An 18,320-nucleotide genomic window follows, 5' to 3' on the forward strand; every position below is an offset into this window, starting at 1 on the left:
TGGCACTTGAAATTATTATTTCTAACCTTATATCAATTATTACTCTGATGATGCAAAGTGCAATCGTGCTTTGCCACCATGTTGAACATGGAGGATATATGTCTATAGAACAGTTGAAAGACTTATTTGGTAATCAAGAGGCGATTTTAGAACTCGTTCAACTTGAAGGTGGCGTGTTAGCATTAAGAAATGCAGGCTCGGAACAGCAGCCTCTGGTCATGATTCAGTTTAATGATGAAGTAAAAGCGCTTTTGGGTGACCAAACACCTGTGATCGCACAGCAGATGATTCAGGCTGCCCTATACGGCTTGCTGGAACAGCAAGTTAATGAGTGGCAGGCAGAAGTAGTGGATGAAAAACCGAAATATCTGAGTTGATTCATCCCGGCCCAGCAGCACATCTTCGGATGTGCTTTTTTGTGGCTCTCAAATTAAAAAGCACCTTGTATTACTGCGGTCCAGGTTTTTAGTTTTCAGGGAAGAGACTTAAATTCTCTTCTAATAAAAAAAGTTGCCCGGATGGACAACTTTTCACTGAGCAAGCCCGGCTTAATGCGAGCTGTGCTGATGGGCCACTTCTATCTGGTGCAAAATATAATGGCTCATGTTCTTCGCCATTTCTTCCTTGGCATAATACACTTCACCGACCTGATCACGACGGATGATTTCGGCTTCTTCCTTGTTTTCTGCACAGACCAGAACCTGAATTTGCGGATTCAGGGTTTTGGCAATGTCGACAATTTTATGAATATCGACAATATCCATGGGAGAAAGTACCAGTAAGCGTGCGTGCTGGATATGTGCCTGGATCAGTACGCCGGCTTCAGTGGCAATCCCGGAAACCGCAGCAATCCCTTTTTTACGTAGATCTTCGACAATTTCACGGTTTTCTTCAGCAATGACGACCTTGATGTTGTGCTGCATCAAGGACAGGGTGATACGGCGACCGACTTCACCATGACCGACAATCACCACCTGATCACGCAGATAATCCTGTGATACTTCATCAGGCAGCATGGCCAGCGGGTCCCCGCTGCGTTCCAGTAAACGTGCCAGGGTTGAGCGTTCACGAATCCATTTTTGTACCGGCTCAATTGCAGAAAACACAAAAGAATTCAGGCTAATGGAAAATAAGGCCCCTGCCAGAATCAGGTTCTGTGCCTCCAGGCTTAATAGTTGCAAGGACAGGCCAAGGGTTGCCAGAATAAATGAAAACTCACCAATCTGGGCCAGTGAAGCGCCAACGGTTAAGGCCGTATTCAGTGGATAGCGGAAAAACAGTACCAGTGCCATGGCCGCAATGGTTTTACCAATCATAATAATACCGATGACTGCTAATACATGCAGCGGCTGTTCAACCAGAATACGCGGATCAAACAGCATCCCGACCGAAACAAAGAACAGGATCGAGAAAATTTCGCGTAGCGGTAAGGTTTCCTGTTCGGCACGGTTACTGAAGTCAGATTCCTTAACCACCATGCCGGCAAAGAAGGCACCCAGTGCCATCGAGACACCAAAGATCTTGTAGGCGCCAAAGGCAATTGATACGGCCGCTGCCACCACGGTTAAGGTGAACAGTTCACGTGAACCCAGACGTGCAACCACCTGCATAATCATCGGAACCAAACGTTTGCCGATAATCAGCATAAAGGCAATAAAGCCGATCACTTTAAGCAGGGTCAGCCCCAAGGTCATCCAGATACTTTCATCTACCGAACCTTCTGGGGCCTGACCGCCCAGAAGAACTGCAGTCGCTGGTAATAAGACCAGAGCAAGCACCATTACCAGATCTTCGACCAGCAACCAGCCTACCGCAATACGGCCGTTGATGGAGTCAAGCACTCCCCGATCACTCAGGGCTTTAAGAAGTACCACAGTACTGGCACAAGACAGACTCAGACCAAAAATCAGTGCAGAGCCAAAGCTCCAGCCCCACATCATGGAAATACCCATTCCCAGTAAGGTGGCAACAGCAATCTGTAAAATTGCACCGGGGAGGGCAATCCGGCGTACCTGCATCAGGTCGTTTAGGGAGAAATGCATACCGACGCCGAACATCAGGAACATGACGCCGAGTTCTGCAAGCTGGTTGGCCAGATGAATGTCACCGACCACGCCGGGAGTATTGGGACTGATCAGAATGCCGGCCACTAAATATCCGATCAGGGGAGGAAGGCGTAAACGTGCAGCAATATAGCCAAACAACAGCGCTAAGCTGAAACCAACAGCCAGTAAGATAATGAGTTCTACGTCATGGGGCACCAAACACTCCTTTATTCTGGGTTTAACGGGAAATAAGCTGAAAAAATACCAAAGTAGGCGGAAATTTTATCAAGCTGCATAAAAATAGTGCAAAAAAAAACGACCTTTAAGGTCGCTTTTTTTAAAAAGCTAAAATTATTTGATTTTAGCTTCTTTGAAAATCACGTGTTGACGGATTTTTGGATCAAATTTTTTGATTTCCATTTTTTCCGGCATAGTACGTTTGTTCTTAGTAGTGGTATAGAAATAACCTGTACCAGCTGAAGAAACTAAGCGAATCTTATCACGCATTGTCTTGACTCCTTACTTAGATCTTTTGGCCTTGAGCACGCAGGTCAGCAACAACCTTTTCAATGCCCAATTTGTCGATGATACGCATACCTTTAGTGGTTAAACGAAGACGTACAAAACGTTTTTCGCTTTCTAACCAGAAACGGTGGTTGTGCAGGTTCGGCTCGAACCGGCGCTTAGTTTTGTTGTTGGCGTGTGAGACGTTGTTACCAACGACTGGACGCTTGCCGGTAACTTGGCAAACCTTAGACATGGTGTAACTCCATTGATTTAGCCAACAGCAAATCTGTATGGCCAGTCAAAAATAAACGGATTGAATTCATTCAAGGGGCGTTTTATATCAAAAATACGCTTAAAAGACAAGCGATTTTGTCTAAAAATAAACATGAGCTGGTGTGATAGCTTATACCTTGATCAGTTATCGAAGAAGCGCCTTTGAAATCAGCTTATGAATTGGCTTATTAAACGGCGGAAGAATATATTTCAAGCTATACAGCTTAGGATTCGACATTACCGAGCGTTCATGCGACAAACTGAAGAAGCCTTCTGGTCCATGATATTTCCCCATACCGGATGCACCGACTCCACCAAATGGAAGATCATCCTGCGCAACATGCGTGAGTACCGTATTTTGTCCAAAATGCCCTGAATGAGTACGCTGTGCAATATAATCGGCACGCGCTTGATCAAAGTCGAAATAGTATAATGCAAGAGGACGCGGACGGCTATTAATAAAGTCGATAACATCGTCGATTTGATCATATTCCATGATCGGCAACAGCGGACCAAAGATTTCGTGCTGCATGATCTGCATGTCGGGCATGACATTGGTCAGAATGGTCGGTGCGATCTTGCGAACCTCGGCAAGGTTTTCCTGATGCGGATTAAATTCAATAATCTGCGCACCCTGCTCACGGGCATCTTCCAGATAGCCCTGCAAGCGCTGATATTGCTTGTCATTAATAATTGAAGTGTAATCCTGATTATGCTGGATATCCGGATACATGTGCTCAACACAGGCTTTAAAATGGTCGATGAACTCCGCAGTCTTGCCACGCGGCAGGAACATATAGTCCGGGGCAACACAGGTTTGACCTGCATTCCAGAGTTTACCCACTGCAATACGCTGCGCCACATCACGCAGATCAATGGAAGGATGTACCAGCACTGGAGATTTTCCGCCCAGCTCTAAAATCACCGGTACCAGATTTTCTGCTGCGGCTGCCATCACCGTTTTACCTACTGAAGTAGATCCGGTAAAGATCATCTTATCGAACGGCAGATGCGAGAATGCATCGGAAATCATGCCGCCCCCATTGATCACAGTCACCAGTTCTTTGGGAAAAGCCTCAGCCAGGGCTTTTTCCAGTACAGCACCAAATTCTGCCGAGGAACTGGACACTTTAATCATGGCATGATTCCCGGCAGCCAGGGCACAGATCAGGGGCCCAACAGACAACAATAAAGGATAGTTCCAGGGTGCAATGATTCCGACCACACCCAAAGGCTGATATTGCACCCAGGCTTTGGCCGGCTGGTGAATAAGGCCAACGTGACGTTTGGATGGCTTCATCCACGCCGTCAGATTTTTGCTGTAATATTTAATATGTTCCAGACAGGTCAGCAGCTCGCCAATTTTGGTTTCGCCAATCGAGCGGTTACCATAGTCCTGATTAATTGCATCGGCAAATTGATCTTGATACTTAACTAAGATACGCTTAAGTCGAGCTAAACGATCGATACGCTCCTTTGCAGTCGGCAGAGGATAGCGTAGATAAGCGTATTTTTGTTGAGCCAGCATTTCATTTAAGTACTGGCTGTCCAAAAAATGTGGTGTCATTGGTGTTGTTTTTGTATGACTGTTCATGCCGCACTACCATTATTCAAATCTCGGTTAATCAATTTTTAGAGCAAATACTCTAATTAGTCAAGTTACTTTGTGTGTTAGCCTGCTAATGCATGCACAGAATGGTTATTTTTAGGATGTCCCAAACCAAAACCTTAAAAACGAAAGAGCGTATCTTACAGCTTAGCTTAAAGTTGTTTAACGAGCGCGGTGAGCGGTCTGTAACCACCAATCATATTGCAGCTGAGCTCGGCATGAGTCCGGGCAACCTGTACTATCATTTCCGCAATAAAAACGAAATTATTAAGGAGTTGATGGAGCAGTACCAGAAGCAGACCCTGGAAATGCTGGCTTTGCCGGATGACCGTCAGCTGGATACCAATGACAAGATTCATTATTTTCAGGTATTGAGCAGTCAGCTCTGGGCTTATCGTTTCCTGCATCGAGATGTCTATCATTTGGTTGAAAATAATGAAGATTTTAGAAAGATGTATCCGCGTTTTGCCGGGCAGGTGATGCAGCAGGGACAGAAGATCTATAAAGGCTTTGTAGATGCCGGCCTTATGGAAATGACTGATTCTGAAATTGAAGCACTGATTATCAACTTATGGATTGTACTGACCAACTGGACTAACTTTTTATATATGTCGGGACATATTACCGATTCAAATAAACTGGAAGAAAAGTGGGTATGGCAAGCCTTACGTCAGATGGTTTTTCTGGAAGGGGCGTATTTGCGCGGTGAAAGCCGTCAGACTTATGAAGGCCTGTTAAGCAGTTTGGGGCCTTCCGATCTGTTTGCCAGTCTTTCTTCTGGAAAGAATATTGAAGCTGAATCAGCTATTCAGAATATTCCAGAAACGCGCTAGAATACTTGGCCTATTTTAAATTTAACTGATTAGTGACACAAACCAACATGAATATGACGACTGCTAATACCGCACGTTTATTGATTACTTGTGAAGACAAGCCTGGCATTGTGCAGGCTGTTTCAAGCTTCTTGTATCATCAGGGTGCTAACATTACTGCGCTAGACCAGTATGCGACAGCAGCGCAGGGCGGACGTTACTTCATGCGCGTTGAATTTGAATTAGATAATCTTCAAAGTCGTAAAGAGAGTATTCTCCAGACCTTTGCAGCAAATGTCGCCGAGCGTTATGCCATGCAATGGCGTTTAGCACTGGTCAGTGACGTTAAAAAAGTCGGTATTCTAGTGTCCAAGGTAGACCATGCCCTGCTTGAGCTGTTATGGCGTCATGCACGCGGCGGCCTCCCATGTGAAATCACCAAAGTCGTGTCCAATCACGAAACCTTGCGTGAAGCGGTAGAAAACTTCGGTATTCCATTTGAAGTTGTGCCTGTGACCAAAGAGAACAAGCGCGAAGCCTATGCACGGATCGATGAGTTGATGCAGGGCAATGATCTTCTGGTACTGGCGCGTTATATGCAGATTCTGGACGAAGAGTTTGTTAATACCTGGGAAATGAAGGTGATCAATATCCATCACTCATTCCTGCCTGCGTTTGTAGGAGCCAATCCGTATAAACAGGCCTATGACAAAGGGGTGAAACTGATCGGTGCCACGGCTCACTATGTGACAGCTGATCTGGACCAAGGTCCGATCATCGAGCAGGATGTAGAGCGGGTAAACCATGACTTCACAGTCGAGCAGCTACGGGAACTGGGGCAGGATGTCGAGCGTAATGTGCTGGCACGTGCAGTCAGATGGCATCTGGAAGACCGAATTATTGTAGATGGCAATAAAACGGTCGTGTTTCAGTAAGCTCCTGAATCTTCATTTAAAAAAGGCATACTCAGAGTATGCCTTTTTTGTTTGCAACAAAAAAAATGCTGAAAGCATGGATTTTGAGTTGCAAATGAAAACACTTCTCATTTATTATTGGCGTACTTTCATTGTACTAACCGATGAGCTTGATAGGTTATTTCGTATCAACTCCTCAAGGTAAAAGATTTAATGAGTCAATTTGCAGCTCCCATGACCCCTCCGCCGCCCAATCAGATGAAAAAGAAAGTCGTTTCTATTCTGGCGGCTGTACTGGTAGGGCATGCGGGTCTGCTGTGGGCAGTCAGCCAGATGAAAACGCCTGAGCTGAAGCCCGTGGACAAAGAGCCGATGAAAGTACGTTTCATCAAACTGCAGGAAGCACCAAAACCTTTACCACCGAAGCCGAAAGCAGAGCCGAAGCCAGAACCGCCAAAGCCTAAAGAAGTTAAAATTGTAGAAAAACCGCTACCGCCACCACCTAAAAAAGTCGAAAAAATTGAACAGGTGAAAAAGGCGGAAGCCCCTAAAGTCAAAGCAGCGCCTGTGGTCGAGGACAAACCGGATCCTAAACCGGCGGTTCAGACGGTGGTGACTGAAACCAAAGTGATCCCGACTCCGCCTCCAGCACCAGTTACACCGCCTGCTCCTGTCACACCACCAGCGCCGACTGCACCGCCATCACCAAAAAGTGTTTCTATTGGCGGAGGAGTATCCTGGTTACGTTCACCTAAAGTGTCATTATCACCAGGCGAATTAAAAGCATCCTGCTCTATGGTGATTGATATAGCGGCTAATGAGCAGGGAAAAGTAGTGTCTGCAAATGCACGAAATTCAGATTGTAGTCCAACGATAAAGCGTAAGGTCGAAGCGGCAGTACGTCGGGCGCAATTGACCAAATATGTTGAAAATGGAGTGGCTTATCCAACACGTGTGGAACAGCCATTTGATTTTAAGATGACCAAATAACGGCTAACCCATTAGGAGTTCGGATATGAACTTTTCAGTTTATTGGCAACATGCTGATGCAGTCAGTAAAACACTGTATTTCGTGTTATTGGCAATGTCGATTGCGACATGGACCATCTTTGTACTGCGTCTGATGGGCACTCGCCAGCTGAAACAGATCGCTTATAACAGGCTGGCTCAGGCCGTGGATCAACTGAAAAGCAAATGCGTTCCTTTGACTTTCGAGCAGCGTAAAGCAGTGGCTGAGCAGGCTTTGCTGCGTCAGATCGCAGTAGAAAAGGCCAACGCTGAAAAAGGTGTATCCGTACTGGGAACGATTGCTTCCATTTCGCCATTTGTAGGTTTATTTGGTACGGTATGGGGGATTTTCCATGCACTGGTGGCAGTCGGTAAAAGCGGTCAGGCCGGTCTTGCTCAGGTGGCAACTCCAGTCGGTGAAGCATTAATTATGACCGGTCTGGGGCTGGCCGTCGCGATTCCTGCGGTACTGGCCTATAATATTGCAGTACGTTTTAATCGCGGCTTGGCACACGAGCTTCAGGATCATGCACATAGCCTGTTGATTGATACCATGTTGCAACAGGATTCTGCGGCAAAAAAAGTTGAGACAAAAATGAGCCAGGAAAGTCTGGTTGGAGGTCAAGTTTAATGGCTTTTCAATTGGGTGAGGATAACGATACAGGCATGAATGAGATGAATCTCATTCCCCTGATCGATATTATGCTGGTATTGATGATCATTTTCTTGGTGACAGCGACCGTGGCGAACCCATCAATTCCATTAACTTTACCGCAGACCACGGCTGAAATTGTCGATCTTCCGCCTGAAAATATTACGATCAGTATTAATGCAGAGGGTGAAGTGGCCTGGAATGGAAATATTCTGACCTTGGCGCAGCTTGAAACCCGCTTTAATGAAGCTAGCCAGACTGAACGTCAGCCGACCATCGTGCTAAAAGCAGATAAAGAATCACGTTATGATACGGTGGCTCAGGTGATGTCGCGTGCGAGTGGAGCCGGACTCAGCGATATTGCTTTTGCAACCGAAAATTAATGATGAGAGATAAAAAAAGCGGCTGATTTCAGTCGCTTTTTTTTAGGGATATTTTCAGAGATTAAGGATTTTTTAATAACGCTATAAAGTGACTACGCAATTTATTCAGTTTCGGCGGAATAGAAAAATTGCAGTAACCCTGATTCGGATTGCGGGCAAAGAAATTCTGGTGATAGTCCTCTGCCGGGTAGAAGGCTGGAGCTGGGCTTAACTCAGTGACGATATTAATCCCTTCATCTTTCAAGGCCTGAATTGTAGTATCTGCTGCGGCTTTCTGTTCATCATTAAAATAATAAATCACGGAGCGATACTGGGTGCCGACATCATTTCCCTGACGGTTTAGGGTGGTCGGGTCATGGGTGGCAAAGAATACGTCCAGCAACTGGCGATAACTTACTTGCTGTTCATCAAAGTCGATCAGAATCACTTCTGCATGCTGCGTATCGCCGCGGCAGATCTGCTCATAGGTTGGATCAGGCTGATGACCACCTGCATAGCCGCTCACCACCTGCTGAACACCCTGAATCTGTAAAAATACCGTTTCAGTACACCAAAAACATCCACCGCCAAAAAGTGCTTGTTGCATGATGAAATCCTCATGGAATGGGGTCGGGTGATTATTGAATCTTGTGCCAACAGTATGAAAGATCAAAAAGCCTGTAGACACAGGCTTTTTGTAGTCTGTTGTTTAACGAGGCTGTGCGGCAGTTTCCAGCTGGATCAGTAAATTGCCATGACGGTCTAATAATTTCAGGGTTTTGCCAAACACCTGATAATGGGTCACTTTGCTAAGAGCTTCATTAAATTTCTGGTCCAGATTGTCATTATTTGTGCAGGCCATGCGCGTTCCTGCCATCTGGCCCAGGCTCAGCGTGTCTTTGCTGGCAGTATAGCTGCCCATAATACGGTTACAGCCGTCTGCACCTGAAACACGTTGCGTAGCAGCATCGAATTGCAGGCTTGGGATATTATGTGCAGTTGGTGCAGTCTTGATTTCGGTATTACCAATCTGGGTCACAATCCAGGTCCGGTTTTGTAAAAGCTGTAAATTCTGGGTAGTTTGTGCTGCTGAATTGCCTGGAAGAGTTTCACAGCCCATGATGCTTAAGGTCGATGCCATAATTATTGCTGCGGTTAGTTGTTTTAACATGAAAATTACCTCACTTTTTGAATAGCTAACTGTATATAAACAAAAAAAGAATTTATCTGCCAGTCAATTTTGTATCCTGAAGATTGACTGAATCGGGTGTTAATAAAGTTTTGAAGCCGGCAAGCCGAGGCGAATCTGATCTGAATATTCTTTGCTGGATATCTGTTTTGGCTGTTGAATACGCGGATTAATATGGGCCTGTTGATACCAAGTCTGCATATTCCAAGCTTGATCTAGTGCTTTTAGATCATAAAGATAATTGGGCAAGTAGCCTGAAACCAGAAGGCGATAATCTGAAGGCAGGGCCTGCTGGGAAACAGCCTGCACCATGTCAAAAACCAGCGTCGTGCAGTTACTGGTCAGGGTATTATACCATTTAGGTTCTTCAGCTAGCGCATCGGCCTGACGCAGATATTCTTTGAACAGGGCCTTGGCCTGTGCTTTGGGCATATTGACCGGAAAGAAATAGACCTGTTCGTTCCGGATATGGCTGCGTGTATAGACAATATCTTTTTCATCCGAAGCCACCAGACTCAGCTCGTATTTTCGGAAAAAGCCGCCAATCGCAGAAAACTCTTCATGTTTTTCTTTACGGATTTCAATTGAAAAAGTCAGCGGTTTTTGGTTGGCAAAATCAAAGCTGACCAGCGTGTGAGCGATTTCAGGACCCATCCAGTAGGAGGTGATGATATTCACTCCAGTAATCTGGTTCAGGTCGAAGCTGCGGCTTTCCCAGCGTTCGACATATTTTCCGTTCGGCTGCCAGTCGAAATTTCGGATATTGTGTAAAGTGACTTGATCACCTTGCTGTTCAGAGGATAATAGCCGCGAAACTTCTGGGTTCCAGTCACGATCCTGACGCGCTTCAATACTGAAATATGCAAACAGGCTGATCAGGAACACCAGCAGGTACAAGATTGTATCGACCTGGCGTGAAATCAGATGCCGGGTGAAATAAATACCGAGTACGATGAGGGAAAATACCACCCAGCAGCCGATCAGGAGCATAGTGCCTATTTTGCCCAAAGGCTGCTGTATCCAGAGCATCAGGCTTAACCAGAGGCTGGAAAGCATCACGAATAGAGTAAACAGGCCACCCAGTAGCCACAGACTCCAGTGCTTTGCCGAGGGCGTGCGTCCTTGCATATCTAACCTTTTACTTAAATAGGCTTTATTTTTGATAGGTGGCAAATTCAAAAGCAATCCCGCTTTTGTCATCTATGTGTTGTGCAGATGCTACTTTTTTGAAGTCTGCCGGAATTTCCGGATAGTAGGCATCACCTTGTACATCCAGTTCAATATGGGTCAGTTCCAGGCGGTCGGTTATCTGCATAGTCTGTTTGAAAATTTCACCGCCCCCAATAATGAAAACCGTATCCGGCTTTGCTGAGGCTTTGACATCGGCAACCGCCTGATGCAGTGCCTCTTCAATACTATGCGCGACTTTGGTGCCCGCAAAAGACCATTCGGGATCACGGGTAATCACCCAGTTCACCCGTTTAGGCAAGGCGCGCCCCATAGATTCAAGGGTTTTACGGCCCATGACAACTACGCCGCCTTGAGTAATTTCTTTAAAATGCTTGAGATCAGCTGAAATATGCCATGGCAGATCATTGCCCTTGCCAATACAGCGCTGCTGATCCATAGCTACCACGTGTACCACTTCTAAATCTTGAAATGCCATAACAGCCCCTAAAGGTTGAATCCCGATGTCTCCCTCTGCCCAAAGCATCTGCAAATGACACATGCTGTTTGGTCAGAAGAAATAATCAAGAGGGATGATTCAATAATAAATTAAACGGCAACCGGCGCTTTAATCGCTGGATGAGATTCATAACCGACAATTTCAATATCTTCAAATTTAAACTGGAAAATATCTTTAACTTCAGGATTCAGCTTTAACTGACATAAGCCCAAAGGCTCGCGGCTTAATTGCAGTTGAGCCTGTTCAAAATGGTTGGTATAGAGATGGGTATCACCGCCAGTCCAGACAAAATCGCCAACGCCCAGATCACAGACCTGCGCAATCATATGGGTCAGCAGGGCATAGCTGGCAATATTAAATGGCACACCTAAAAACACATCGGCACTGCGCTGGTAAAGCTGACAAGACAGCTTGCCATTGTGGACAAAAAACTGGAACAGGGTATGACAGGGTGGTAAAGCCACCTGATTGGCTTCCTTCGGATTCCAGCCCGAAACGATCAGACGGCGTGAATTCGGATTGGTTTTGATTTCATTAATCAGCCATTTGATCTGGTCAAAACCGTCCTGGTGATAGCTGCCATCCTGGTTTTGGCTGGCACCGAAATTACGCCATTGATGCCCATAAACCGGACCCAATTCGCCTGCAGGGCGGCCAAAACGCGCAGTCTGTTCAGCAGTTGCCCATTCATCCCAAATCGAGACTTTATTGTCTTTTAAATATTGAACATTGGTATCGCCTTTCAGGAACCAGAGCAGTTCAATGACGATGGAACGGAAATGAACTTTTTTGGTGGTCAGCAGAGGGAAACCTTGGGAAAGATCAAAACGCATCTGATGACCAAATACCGAGCGTGTGCCTGTACCGGTACGGTCGCCTTTATCGCCACCCTGGTCGAGAATGTGTTGTAAAAGGTCAAGATATGGGCGCATAGTTCTCTCTGTTTAAAGCTATTGAAAATTGCCATGTTAAAAATAAAAAAAAGATCAGCTCGAGATTAATTTACTGTCAGAATGGCAATTTAAATTGCATTCATCATAGCATTTTTTAACGGGCTTTCATCGTTCCGCCCACAATAAAAACGCCTCTTGAGCGTCAGCTTAAGGCAAAATAATGGCCGCAGATGAATGGTTCAAAGGGGTGTTATAGATTAGGCTTAGCCACCGATCAGGCCAGGAGTGGGCTGAGTTTAAGTTTTAGCTTCGACCACTTTTATTTGGCGTGCTCATGATGTACCAGTGATTCAGGTTTTTTATGGGGGCTTTATTGCCTGAGTTGTAAACATGTAGATCCAGTGCTGAACCAGTAAACTTTTGTGCTTATTGAATTGTATATTTCATGCAATTTTTTAAAGGTGAGCCGATTTTCATCAATATGTTGTATTTTTAGTTTAATTGCCCTAAAGGCAATATAGATAGAGCGAATCTGGGAGCAATATACTCTGGTTTTTCAATGCTAAAAGTAGAAAATGTGAGACGTATAGATCAGTGCATGATTAAAAAGTTGAGTAAAAATGAAAATTTAACAGTAGGGGTTAATGTTTAAAAGAGCTAAATAAAATTTCACTATTTTCATGAAAAGTGCAGAAAAAAGAATCTCAAAAGAAAGAAGGCTTTAGTTATACTTTAACAACAATAGAAAAATTTAATTACATTTTATTCGTGAAGAATAACATTTAACCGTCTAGTATTCTCCGTTTGTTAAGAAATGAAAGCCAACATCTACGGCGAGGAGGAGTAGGTAAAAACATGGTTTATGATCAGCCCGTGAATGTGAGTGCAGTACATGCTCCTGTTCAAGCGAATATCATGTTGCGTTCTCAAGCAAGACAAAACCCGAAAAAAACCTCATCCGCTTCTGCAACTAAGGCAGTCGGTTCGAGTAACGGTCACCGTATCAATATTGAAAAATTCACCAGTTATTTACAGGGAATTACACGCCGGACCAGTACCCAGAAATGTGCACGTAGTATCCGTGTGGGATTGCAATCTTCCGGGGCAAAAATTGTCAATCATCCGGTGGCCGCAGCGGACTGGGGAAGTACCTTGAAACAACTGGGGTATAAGAAAATCAATCAGTCTTTTGACCGTCCTAAAAAAGGCGATATTTATATTATTGACCGCACTGCCAAGCATCGTTATGGACATATTGCTGCTTATTCAGGAAGTGCCTGGGTATCGGATTTTAAGCAAAACAGTCATGCAATCTATCGCACCAAGAACCTGACTTATAGTTATTATCGTCTGGCCCCAGACCTTTAACTTAAATACTATCAGCGTCTTAATTGTTACAGCGTCTGGCCCGATTGACATGGATGGACGCCAGAAAAAGTCCAATTGCTGCAAAGCCCAGACATTGTAAAGCCAGCGCAAATTTTTCCCAGTCCTGTGCATGTTGCGGCAGATAGCCCCATAGGGTGACCATCGCGACAATCGGGATGACCCGGCTGAGCGCAGCAAAGCCATTGGCATAAGGATGGCCGGCAGGAGTCTTGAAACGCAGCTGGCGCAGTCCATAGTTTAGTAGGCCAATTCCTACACTGAAGCTGATCCATAGCGGGCCGAGCTGAACCATGGTAGAAGCGCTATATATCAGAAGACAGACAATGATGACCACCACCAGTTTCATCTGACGGGTACAGCATTTGGAATACCAGTGCTCAAGCATGAGGTGGCTCTGGGTCTTGCCGGTTCTGATTCAAGAGTGACAGGGGCGAAAACAGACAGATGCTCAAAGTCATAAAGCCAATCCCCTGAGCACCCGGAAGTAAAATCTCACCCTGCTGCATGTGCATAAAAACCAGACTGATCACTAAAGCCAAAGGAATCCAGGCCAAGACGCGATAGAGCAGGCCAGTCGGCTTTTTAGAGGCAAAGTGAATTTTGCAGTAACGGCAAATCAAAAAAATAATGCCTGTGCCGACAAACATTAAAATGGCATCCAGTGGCAGCGGTTGCATCCAGTACAGTAGCGCCGTCATGGCTGCAATGACTATAAAAAACAGCAGTTTTTGCAGAAAAGATAGCTGCGGATTAAACCAGAACTCAAGCATACGAATGGAGGAATGAAAGGACAAAAAGTACTTTAGCATATTTTTTTCAATAAAAAAGCGAGGCCGCTGCCTCGCAATGTTGTGGGTCTAATTAACAGTTTTTCTGAGGACCCCAGTCATAAATTTTCTTCTGGTAGGCATACCACATCATCCAGAGGCCAATCAGAATCATTGGCAGGCTCAGGAATTGTCCCTTGCTCATCCAGCCAATAAACAGCTGGCCATTGTCCGGTTCACGGAAGAACTCGACGATGAAGCGCGCCAGGCCATAACCGATCAGGAACAGTGCCGATACTGCCATGCGTGGGCGTGGCTTCGCGCTGAACCACCACAACACAACAAAGAGAATCAGGCCTTCACACAGCGCTTGGTAGAGCTGTGAAGGATGACGTACCAGCTGCAAGGGGTCTGTCGGGAAAATCATGCCCCAGGCAAAGTTTGGATCTGTAACTTGACGGCCATACAGTTCACTGCCTATAAAGTTACCAATCCGGCCGAACATCAGACCTGTCGGTACGCAAGGTGCGATAAAATCCAGAGTCTGGAACCAGGTCATGTTATATTTCTTGCACCACCAGAGCATGGCTAAAATCACACCGAGGAAGCCGCCATGGAAACTCATGCCACCGGTCCAGATCTGGAACAGCCAGAGAGGGTTTTCCAGAAACTGGGAAAAGCCATAGAAAAATACGTAACCGACCCGGCCCCCAATAATGACCCCCAGCGCCCCAAAGAAAATCAGGTCAGACACCATATCCGAGGTCCAGCCACGCTGTTTGGCACGGTAGGTTGCCAGTCCCCAGGCAAATAAAAAGGCCAGTAGATACATCAGTCCATACCAGTGGACTTGCAAGGGCCCGAGCGAAATTGCCACGGGATCAATATTTGGATAGGTCAGCATTCCTGTTCCTTGTGATTCTGTTTTGCACAGATTTTAGCTGAAAGATAAGAAAAATGTTGTACATTCAATGTGTAAAGATCGAGAGCAGCAATTATGTGTATAGTGGCCTTAGCCTGGCAGGTACTGGAAGATACCCCGGTCTGCCTGATTTCAAATCGTGATGAATTCTATCAGCGTCCAACGCATGCTTTATATGAATGGGAACATAGTCCGATTATTGCCGGGCAGGACTTACAGTCTGGCGGGACCTGGATGGGCATTACCGCTTCAGGAAGATGGGCGGTGATTACCAATTTTCGTGATGGACGGGACCAGAATCATTATCCCACCTCACGCGGGCATATTATTCAGAAATTTCTGGAATCAGGGCTGCCGCCAATCCGTTTTGCCCGGGAACTGGAAAAGCATCAATGTGATTATGCCGGTTTTAACCTGTTTATGGGCGATCAGCATCAAGCGGTATATATGAGCAATCGGGGTGAAGCACCACAAGTGCTGGCGCATGGGGTGTATGTCGTCTCAAATGGACTGATAACAGAAGACTGGCAAAAAACCCGCCATTTGCGTAAGCGCTTTACCCAGGAATTTCTGCCGATGTTGCAACAGGACCGTATTTCAGAAGCAGAGCTGTATCATGCAACTTGGGATATTTTGGAAGATGAACGCCAGGTGATTCCAGATCTATTACCTCAAACCGGAATCAGCCTTGAAATGGAACAGCTGCTGTCTTCGACTTTTATTCAAAGCCCGACTTACGGCACCCGTTGTTCGAACTTCCTCAGAGTGAAAAGGGGGCAGTGGCAATGGCTGGAAAAATCCCAGCAAGGTGACATGGCAGGACAAGTGGTAGAGAAAATCATCACACTGCAATAAAAAATGCCGACATTTGTCGGCATTTTTGAGAGCTCTGGATTAAGCCTGAGCTGTTTCCAGTGCTTCACCTGCGATTGCACCACCATCTTTACGGGTAATCACCACAGTGGCAGAGCGAGGTACTTTACCTAAGCGGCTATAACGCTCACTTTGGTTAGCAGGCCATGCGCCGCCCGGGTGCTGCACGTTAACAAAGATTGCTTTGTAGTCCGGGGTAATGGTAACACCGGTAATTTCACAACCTGACGGGCCAACAAGGAAACGACGTACGCGATCATTGCTTAACTGCGCACCGACAAAAGTTTCTTGTCCTTCCTCTTTGGTGGTTGCAGCAAAGGCTTTATGGCCATCGCCCACGGAACCAGGAAGTGCAGCAAGCATCATACAGTTGGTTTCGTCGGTATATTGGCCATCATCAGTTTGAATCCATAAGATACCGCGTGGATCGAACCACATGCCATCCGGGCTAGAAAAGTCATTGAGATTATCCAGACCAGACAGGTTGATGTTTGAAGCGGCACGTGCTTCAGCGCCAAACAGGAAGATGTCCCAAGTAAACGTAGTGGCAGTGACAGTGTCATCAGTTTCACGGAAACGGATGATATGACCATTCATATTGCCTGAATTGCTGGCAGTTGAACCTTTGAAATCGACATAGCTACGCGGGTTTGCAGCATCCGTTGGGTAGGCACGACCACGGTTACTGTTGTTGGTCAGGGTAACATAGACTTCGCCATTTTCAGGGTTTACCGCCACCCATTCCGGACGGTCCATTTTGGTTGCACCCACATGGTCGGCGGCCAGACGAGCATGGACCACAATATCTGCTGCATCTTTGAAAGAATAAGTAGTATTGGACTGATCTAAACCATTTTTACCATAACTTAGCTCAACCCACTGGCCTGTACCATCTTCTTTAAATTGTGCAACGTACAGGGTTCCTTTATCCATATACTTGTCACCTGCAGCATAGCCACCATTGACATCTTTAGGATCCCAAACGGCTTCAGAGACAAACTTATAGATATATTCGCCCGTAGCATCATCACCCATATAGAATGCAAGTGGCTGGCCCACAATCGGATTACTAGAGCGGCAATCTTCATGAGCAAAACGGCCGAGTGCAGTACGCTTAACCGGGCGAGTGTTTGCACTGAAAGGGTCAATTTCAACAATAAAGCCACAGGTATTTATAGCATTACGGTAGTCACTTAAAGCATTGCCATTCGGATCAGCCGTAATGTTCCAGCGGTCATACAGATCACGATCGCCCGTGAGTTCCGCATCTGTCTTATCCCAAAGGTATTGACTTTCTGCAGACTTGCCACGGCCATAACGTGCTAAAGCAACTTGTTCATTATCTGGGCGTACATCACCCTCATCACGAGAGAAGTAACCACTCCAGTTTTCTTCGGCAGTCAAATAAGTGCCCCAAGGTGTATACCCATTACCACAGTTGGCAAAAGTACCACGGGTTAATGTCCCCGTTGGTGAAAAGCGGGTTTTGACCAGGTCTGAGCCACGTGCCGGTCCGCGCAGTTCCATTTCTGTTGCAGCGGTAATACGGCGGTTAAATGGGGAGTTCAAATTAATTTTTACGTTTTGAGTGTTTGGATCTTTCTGAATTTCAATGACTGAAACACCGTGAGCATTTACTTCACGAATAATCTGCTCTTCAGGACGTTTGCCATCTTCTGTTGTAATCACACCTACTGGTGTATGTAACTCAGATTGTTGTAGATACTCATGGTTTAAAACCAGTAAACCTTGTTTTGATTCTTTTAATGAGTAATTTTTCTTGGTTGGGTCCATGCCAAAGAATGACATCCCGTCGTGGTTATCACCTGCGCGGAATTGGTAAGATGGACCTGAAGGTAATTCAGAATCTGTTTTTTCAGGATAGCTGCTATTGATCGGATCGCCAACAGCATACAGAACATTAAGCTCGTAGCCTTCAGGCACACTAAAAAAGTTCTGGGTATTTTTTTTAACCGCTTCAAAAGACAGCTTGTTTGGACGTTGCGCCAGGTCGCTCCATACATGCTTATCATTTTCTTTATCTGGGTTAGGTGGGGTCGGTCCAGAAGAGGTATCATCGTTGTCATCAGAGCAACCGCTTACAGACGCTGCAAATGCCAAAGCCATGGCGCCGCTGCCTGTTTTAGCAATAAAGCTGCGACGGTTGATATATTGATTCAGAATCGTTTGGAAATGGGTATTATTTGAGGTATTGCTATCTTCGGTAAGGTCCTGACAAGGTATCATTTCTTTATTTTGCATTTGAAAGTCCTGTTAAAATCAAGTGTTCAGTTGTGTTGAAGTTGTTCCATACCATAAGCCTGCTATATGACAGTACGCTTAAGGAAATATTGCAATAAAGTGAAATAAGTTATTGGAATTAAAAATAAAAAGAGACGGTTGTAGCCGCCTCTTTTT

Annotated in this window: 21 protein-coding genes; 8 read left to right on the forward strand and 13 right to left on the reverse strand. The window is 45.6% G+C overall.

Going from position 1 to position 18,320, the window contains the following annotated elements:
* The first annotated feature begins 98 nt into the window (after positions 1-98).
* On the forward strand, positions 99-377 hold the full coding sequence (locus tag NI461_RS01945) for a hypothetical protein (RefSeq protein WP_151203331.1): 279 nt from the start codon (positions 99-101) through the stop codon (positions 375-377).
* Between the two features lie 171 nt (positions 378-548).
* Here the strand turns inward: NI461_RS01945 and NI461_RS01950 are convergent, their stop codons facing one another.
* The 4 genes from NI461_RS01950 to NI461_RS01965 form a co-directional block, all read right to left on the reverse strand.
* Positions 549-2,261: a cation:proton antiporter gene (locus tag NI461_RS01950; protein WP_151207032.1), complete on the reverse strand. Its 1,713-nt coding sequence runs from the start codon at positions 2,259-2,261 to the stop codon at positions 549-551.
* 135 nt (positions 2,262-2,396) lie between these two features.
* Positions 2,397-2,552: a 50S ribosomal protein L33 gene (gene rpmG, locus NI461_RS01955; RefSeq protein WP_001205031.1), complete on the reverse strand. Its 156-nt coding sequence runs from the start codon at positions 2,550-2,552 to the stop codon at positions 2,397-2,399.
* A gap of 16 nt (positions 2,553-2,568) precedes the next feature.
* Positions 2,569-2,805, reverse strand: coding sequence for a 50S ribosomal protein L28 (gene rpmB / locus NI461_RS01960; protein ID WP_004976147.1), 237 nt, complete (start codon positions 2,803-2,805; stop codon positions 2,569-2,571).
* Positions 2,806-2,970: 165 nt separating this feature from the next.
* The gene (locus NI461_RS01965) at positions 2,971-4,419 is read right to left on the reverse strand and encodes a coniferyl aldehyde dehydrogenase (RefSeq protein WP_151203333.1); all 1,449 of its coding nucleotides are present in this window, start codon (positions 4,417-4,419) and stop codon (positions 2,971-2,973) included.
* 116 nt (positions 4,420-4,535) lie between these two features.
* Here NI461_RS01965 and NI461_RS01970 point away from each other — a divergent pair, with 116 nt between their 5' ends.
* The 5 genes from NI461_RS01970 (at position 4,536) to NI461_RS01990 (ending at position 8,203) form a co-directional block, all read left to right on the forward strand.
* Entirely contained in the window at positions 4,536-5,267 is a 732-nt protein-coding gene (locus NI461_RS01970) for a TetR/AcrR family transcriptional regulator (protein ID WP_151207028.1), read from the forward strand.
* A 47-nt stretch (positions 5,268-5,314) separates the two neighbouring features.
* The gene (gene purU, locus NI461_RS01975) at positions 5,315-6,181 is read left to right on the forward strand and encodes a formyltetrahydrofolate deformylase (RefSeq protein WP_151203335.1); all 867 of its coding nucleotides are present in this window, start codon (positions 5,315-5,317) and stop codon (positions 6,179-6,181) included.
* 192 nt (positions 6,182-6,373) lie between these two features.
* Positions 6,374-7,150 carry a TonB-dependent receptor gene (locus tag NI461_RS01980; protein WP_201798508.1) on the forward strand — a complete coding sequence of 259 codons (777 nt, stop codon included), beginning with the start codon at positions 6,374-6,376 and terminating at the stop codon, positions 7,148-7,150.
* A gap of 25 nt (positions 7,151-7,175) precedes the next feature.
* Positions 7,176-7,799, forward strand: a complete 624-nt coding sequence (locus NI461_RS01985) for a MotA/TolQ/ExbB proton channel family protein (RefSeq protein ID WP_151203337.1) — start codon at positions 7,176-7,178, stop codon at positions 7,797-7,799.
* Positions 7,799-8,203 carry a biopolymer transporter ExbD gene (locus tag NI461_RS01990; protein WP_151203338.1) on the forward strand — a complete coding sequence of 135 codons (405 nt, stop codon included), beginning with the start codon at positions 7,799-7,801 and terminating at the stop codon, positions 8,201-8,203. Before NI461_RS01985 ends, NI461_RS01990 begins: the two co-directional genes overlap by 1 nt.
* Positions 8,204-8,264: 61 nt before the next feature.
* On the opposite strand, the gene msrA is transcribed toward NI461_RS01990, so the two are convergent.
* The 5 genes from msrA to thyA all read right to left on the reverse strand — a co-directional run bounded on the left by msrA (position 8,265) and on the right by thyA (position 11,990).
* Positions 8,265-8,789 (reverse strand): peptide-methionine (S)-S-oxide reductase MsrA, encoded by a 525-nt coding sequence (gene msrA / locus NI461_RS01995; RefSeq protein WP_253156363.1) that lies wholly within the window; start codon positions 8,787-8,789, stop codon positions 8,265-8,267.
* Positions 8,790-8,891: 102 nt separating this feature from the next.
* A complete protein-coding gene (locus NI461_RS02000; protein ID WP_151207022.1) occupies positions 8,892-9,353 on the reverse strand; it encodes an META domain-containing protein in 462 nt (153 codons plus the stop codon).
* A gap of 99 nt (positions 9,354-9,452) precedes the next feature.
* Entirely contained in the window at positions 9,453-10,499 is a 1,047-nt protein-coding gene (locus tag NI461_RS02005; protein WP_253156364.1) for a DUF4105 domain-containing protein, read from the reverse strand.
* Positions 10,500-10,524: 25 nt separating this feature from the next.
* The gene (locus NI461_RS02010; RefSeq protein ID WP_253156365.1) at positions 10,525-11,037 is read right to left on the reverse strand and encodes a dihydrofolate reductase; all 513 of its coding nucleotides are present in this window, start codon (positions 11,035-11,037) and stop codon (positions 10,525-10,527) included.
* A gap of 110 nt (positions 11,038-11,147) precedes the next feature.
* Positions 11,148-11,990: a thymidylate synthase gene (gene thyA, locus NI461_RS02015; RefSeq protein ID WP_151203343.1), complete on the reverse strand. Its 843-nt coding sequence runs from the start codon at positions 11,988-11,990 to the stop codon at positions 11,148-11,150.
* 816 nt (positions 11,991-12,806) lie between these two features.
* Between thyA and NI461_RS02020 the strand changes: the two genes are divergently transcribed.
* Positions 12,807-13,319: a CHAP domain-containing protein gene (locus NI461_RS02020; protein WP_253156366.1), complete on the forward strand. Its 513-nt coding sequence runs from the start codon at positions 12,807-12,809 to the stop codon at positions 13,317-13,319.
* A 19-nt stretch (positions 13,320-13,338) separates the two neighbouring features.
* Here NI461_RS02020 and NI461_RS02025 read toward each other — a convergent pair whose 3' ends face one another.
* The 3 genes from NI461_RS02025 to lgt all read right to left on the reverse strand — a co-directional run bounded on the left by NI461_RS02025 (position 13,339) and on the right by lgt (position 15,011).
* Positions 13,339-13,725 carry a hypothetical protein gene (locus NI461_RS02025; protein ID WP_253156368.1) on the reverse strand — a complete coding sequence of 129 codons (387 nt, stop codon included), beginning with the start codon at positions 13,723-13,725 and terminating at the stop codon, positions 13,339-13,341.
* Complete coding sequence (locus NI461_RS02030) at positions 13,718-14,110, reverse strand: hypothetical protein (RefSeq protein WP_253156419.1); 393 nt, start codon at positions 14,108-14,110, stop codon at positions 13,718-13,720. The genes NI461_RS02025 and NI461_RS02030 overlap by 8 nt, the downstream gene beginning before the upstream one ends.
* Before the next feature lie 91 nt (positions 14,111-14,201).
* On the reverse strand, positions 14,202-15,011 hold the full coding sequence (gene lgt, locus NI461_RS02035; protein ID WP_151203346.1) for a prolipoprotein diacylglyceryl transferase: 810 nt from the start codon (positions 15,009-15,011) through the stop codon (positions 14,202-14,204).
* 93 nt (positions 15,012-15,104) lie between these two features.
* Between lgt and NI461_RS02040 the strand changes: the two genes are divergently transcribed.
* Positions 15,105-15,884, forward strand: a complete 780-nt coding sequence (locus tag NI461_RS02040; protein WP_253156370.1) for an NRDE family protein — start codon at positions 15,105-15,107, stop codon at positions 15,882-15,884.
* 39 nt (positions 15,885-15,923) lie between these two features.
* On the opposite strand, the gene NI461_RS02045 is transcribed toward NI461_RS02040, so the two are convergent.
* Positions 15,924-18,164, reverse strand: a complete 2,241-nt coding sequence (locus NI461_RS02045) for a PhoX family phosphatase (RefSeq protein WP_253156372.1) — start codon at positions 18,162-18,164, stop codon at positions 15,924-15,926.
* Positions 18,165-18,320 lie beyond the last annotated feature (156 nt).

This window comes from Acinetobacter sp. S4400-12, from assembly GCF_024129495.1.
GTDB lineage: Bacteria > Pseudomonadota > Gammaproteobacteria > Pseudomonadales > Moraxellaceae > Acinetobacter > Acinetobacter lwoffii_C.

Coding starts and splice junctions, on each gene's coding strand:
- rpmG (WP_001205031.1), bottom strand. CDS start 2,552: ATGCGTGATAAGATTCGCTTAGTTTCTTCAGCTGGTACAGGTTATTTC.
- NI461_RS01970 (WP_151207028.1), top strand. CDS start 4,536: ATGTCCCAAACCAAAACCTTAAAAACGAAAGAGCGTATCTTACAGCTT.
- NI461_RS02010 (WP_253156365.1), bottom strand. CDS start 11,037: ATGGCATTTCAAGATTTAGAAGTGGTACACGTGGTAGCTATGGATCAG.
- msrA (WP_253156363.1), bottom strand. CDS start 8,789: ATGCAACAAGCACTTTTTGGCGGTGGATGTTTTTGGTGTACTGAAACG.
- NI461_RS02020 (WP_253156366.1), top strand. CDS start 12,807: ATGGTTTATGATCAGCCCGTGAATGTGAGTGCAGTACATGCTCCTGTT.
- NI461_RS02025 (WP_253156368.1), bottom strand. CDS start 13,725: ATGCTTGAGCACTGGTATTCCAAATGCTGTACCCGTCAGATGAAACTG.
- NI461_RS02005 (WP_253156364.1), bottom strand. CDS start 10,499: ATGCAAGGACGCACGCCCTCGGCAAAGCACTGGAGTCTGTGGCTACTG.
- NI461_RS01965 (WP_151203333.1), bottom strand. CDS start 4,419: ATGAACAGTCATACAAAAACAACACCAATGACACCACATTTTTTGGAC.
- NI461_RS01945 (WP_151203331.1), top strand. CDS start 99: ATGTCTATAGAACAGTTGAAAGACTTATTTGGTAATCAAGAGGCGATT.
- NI461_RS02030 (WP_253156419.1), bottom strand. CDS start 14,110: ATGCTTGAGTTCTGGTTTAATCCGCAGCTATCTTTTCTGCAAAAACTG.
- NI461_RS01980 (WP_201798508.1), top strand. CDS start 6,374: ATGAGTCAATTTGCAGCTCCCATGACCCCTCCGCCGCCCAATCAGATG.
- NI461_RS01985 (WP_151203337.1), top strand. CDS start 7,176: ATGAACTTTTCAGTTTATTGGCAACATGCTGATGCAGTCAGTAAAACA.
- NI461_RS02000 (WP_151207022.1), bottom strand. CDS start 9,353: ATGTTAAAACAACTAACCGCAGCAATAATTATGGCATCGACCTTAAGC.
- NI461_RS02045 (WP_253156372.1), bottom strand. CDS start 18,164: ATGCAAAATAAAGAAATGATACCTTGTCAGGACCTTACCGAAGATAGC.
- lgt (WP_151203346.1), bottom strand. CDS start 15,011: ATGCTGACCTATCCAAATATTGATCCCGTGGCAATTTCGCTCGGGCCC.
- NI461_RS01990 (WP_151203338.1), top strand. CDS start 7,799: ATGGCTTTTCAATTGGGTGAGGATAACGATACAGGCATGAATGAGATG.
- rpmB (WP_004976147.1), bottom strand. CDS start 2,805: ATGTCTAAGGTTTGCCAAGTTACCGGCAAGCGTCCAGTCGTTGGTAAC.
- NI461_RS02040 (WP_253156370.1), top strand. CDS start 15,105: ATGTGTATAGTGGCCTTAGCCTGGCAGGTACTGGAAGATACCCCGGTC.
- thyA (WP_151203343.1), bottom strand. CDS start 11,990: ATGCGCCCATATCTTGACCTTTTACAACACATTCTCGACCAGGGTGGC.
- purU (WP_151203335.1), top strand. CDS start 5,315: ATGAATATGACGACTGCTAATACCGCACGTTTATTGATTACTTGTGAA.